Source organism: Acinetobacter sp. S4400-12, assembly GCF_024129495.1.
Classification (GTDB): Bacteria; Pseudomonadota; Gammaproteobacteria; order Pseudomonadales; family Moraxellaceae; genus Acinetobacter; species Acinetobacter lwoffii_C.
Genome location: NZ_JAMXYB010000069.1, coordinates 1 through 2,501, shown reverse-complemented (window position 1 = coordinate 2,501; position 2,501 = coordinate 1). Strand labels below are relative to the sequence as shown.

At 41.9% G+C, this 2,501-nt stretch carries 3 protein-coding genes; 2 read left to right on the top strand and 1 reads right to left on the bottom strand.

What is annotated here, in order from left to right; genetic code table 11:
• Nucleotides 1–126: 126 nt before the first annotated feature.
• Nucleotides 127–1,803, top strand: coding sequence for a PepSY domain-containing protein (locus NI461_RS13845; protein WP_253157789.1), 1,677 nt, complete (start codon nucleotides 127–129; stop codon nucleotides 1,801–1,803).
• Nucleotides 1,800–2,138: a DUF3325 domain-containing protein gene (locus NI461_RS13840; protein WP_174659094.1), complete on the top strand. Its 339-nt coding sequence runs from the start codon at nucleotides 1,800–1,802 to the stop codon at nucleotides 2,136–2,138. Before NI461_RS13845 ends, NI461_RS13840 begins: the two co-directional genes overlap by 4 nt.
• Nucleotides 2,139–2,342: 204 nt before the next feature.
• On the opposite strand, the gene NI461_RS13835 is transcribed toward NI461_RS13840, so the two are convergent.
• Nucleotides 2,343–2,501: transposase family protein (locus NI461_RS13835; protein ID WP_290444029.1), on the bottom strand; the 159-nt coding region annotated here is incomplete at its 5' end.

Sequence of the window (2,501 nt, the reverse complement as noted above, 5' to 3'; positions counted from 1 at the left end):
GTAAATTTAGATGTTTTCATGCAGAATCTCCTGCTCGTATCTTAAGAGAAAATTCTACTTTTAGATCCTATTATTTTTAGGGGGGATTACCGCTCTATATCACCTATAAATTCCTAGGAAATTAAGATGAGAGTAGATGCAAGACAGGAAGGTCCACGCCAGTCGATGTCATGGTTGCATACCTGGGCTAGTCTGATTTTAGGCTGGCTTTTATATGCGATTTTTTTGACCGGAACCTTAAGTTTTTTCCAGAATGAAATCAGCCTCTGGATGAAACCGGAATTTCATCAATCAATCCCACAAAAGAGCCAAATCGAACAAACCCGTGTCGCATTGGCTTATCTCCAACAGCATCATCCGGATGCTGGCAGTTGGGCAATTCAGCTTCCTAACTCACGCCAGACCACCACTACATTGAATATTCGCAGTGTCGGTGAAGATCCTCGTGCACGTCGTGGCGGTACCCGTATTACTCTTGATAGTACAACAGGGGAAATTTTGGAGGCCCGTGAAACACGTGGAGGCTCCTTCCTCTACCGCTTTCATTTTGAGCTGTACGGCTTGCCCCGGCTCTGGTCACGCTGGATTGTCGGTATTGCTACTCTACTCATGCTAGTCGCCATCATTAGCGGTGTAATTACCCATAAGAAAATATTTAAAGACTTTTTCACTTTTCGTCCGGGCAAAGGTCAGCGTTCTTGGTTAGACGCACATAATGCCACTGCGGTATTTGCTCTGCCCTTTCATATCATGATTACCTTTAGCGGTTTATTACTGCTGGTCTTTCCTTTGATGCCGTGGGGTATTAACCAGATTTATGAAAATCGAGGAGCATTTCTGCAGGATCAACGTCAGAGCTTGATTCAGGATAAGAGTACTCAAACTGAATCTAGTAATAGTGAGCAGTATCGGCAGCGTAGTGAAGGTCGACACTCTCAAAGTAAAGCTCCATCTACACGCCCTGCTCCATTAACAGATCTGGCACCGATAATGGCAACAGCGGAAAAAGAATGGATAAGTAATCCGGTAGGCACAATCAGTATCATCCAGCCGAATACTACCAAAGCCGAAATTGAACTCCGCGCTTTAAATGGCGTGAGTGTGGCTTATCGTAACATTTATCCGAGTCTTACTTTCAATGGCGTGACAGGCGAGTTAAAGGCGGATCGAACTACCCTAAAAACACCTTCAGTTGCAAATGGTATCTATAACGTATTCACTACCTTGCATGAAGCACGTGGCGTGGATCTGGCTCTACGCTGGTTACTGTTTATGTCAGGTGTGGTCGGCACTTTAATGATTGCGACCGGTTTGATTCTTTGGTGTGTAAAGCGTGCGCCACAACAACAGAAGCAAGGCTATAAATCCTTTGGCTATCGTCTTGTGGAAGTCACCAATATCGCTGCCATTATTGGTTTACCGATTGCTTGTGCTGCCTACTTTTATGCCAATCGCTTTATTCCGGCAGATATAGACATGCGACTGAACTGGGAGATTCGTAGTTTCTTTATCGTTTGGTTGCTGACATCGCTGTATGCCATGATTCGTAGCCACCGACAAGCCTGGCTAGAGCTTCTAGTGCTTGCAACTGCGGCATTCGCATTGTTGCCAATCATTAATTTCCTGACTGGCGGTCAGGCAATCTGGAATACCCTCCTGAATGGTCAATGGATGATTGCTTCTTTTGATCTGGCGATGTGGATGCTTGCAATCCTGTTCTGGTTTGCGTTCAAGAAAGTGAAAAACTATAAAGGCTTGCCGCCGAAAAAATCCAAAGCGATGCTCAAGGAGAATCAGGCATGATGTTCTTCTTATTGATTTGGGCTTTGACTTCACTGGGTTTTTTTACACTCGCCGCGTCTATGTCCAAACATCAGAAACAGATTTTTGCTAAAGAGTTAGATGCTTCCAAAACCAGACTGACCAACATTCTTGGCTGGGTGATATTGATTCTGCCACTTATTGTATGCCTGTTCGCTGGCACAGTCAGCAACATGATCAGTTATTGGCTCGGCAGTTTAACTTTTGCCGCATTGGTCGTGAGTTTAAGTCTGAGTTATCTACAGAGTAAAATTAAAGTAATTATATTGATCTGTGCGGTGATTGCTGTGATTTCAGGCATTTTTTTCTTGATCTAAAGTTGTAATTTACCCATCCTTATTTGAAAAGTCGATCTTCGGATTGGCTTTTTCGTTTAAATTCACCTGAAGCACAGTTTGATTTTTTTAACTTTATATGTAAAGTGACCATGCAATCTTTAAATAATATTTTTACATATAAATTATTTTCTTATAATTTAACTAGAAAAATTAGACCTCTTTCATAAGTCATTTTTTACTCAGCTAGAAGTTATAAATTCCAGCAATTAAATTGAATCTTAATCCCAGTCTTTTGCCTCGATTGCGATATCGCTCAGCAAGAATTTTGAAGGTTTTTAAGCGACCAAATACATGCTCAATTGCTATTCTTCTTTTGTTGATTTCCTGATTATAGATTTTTAG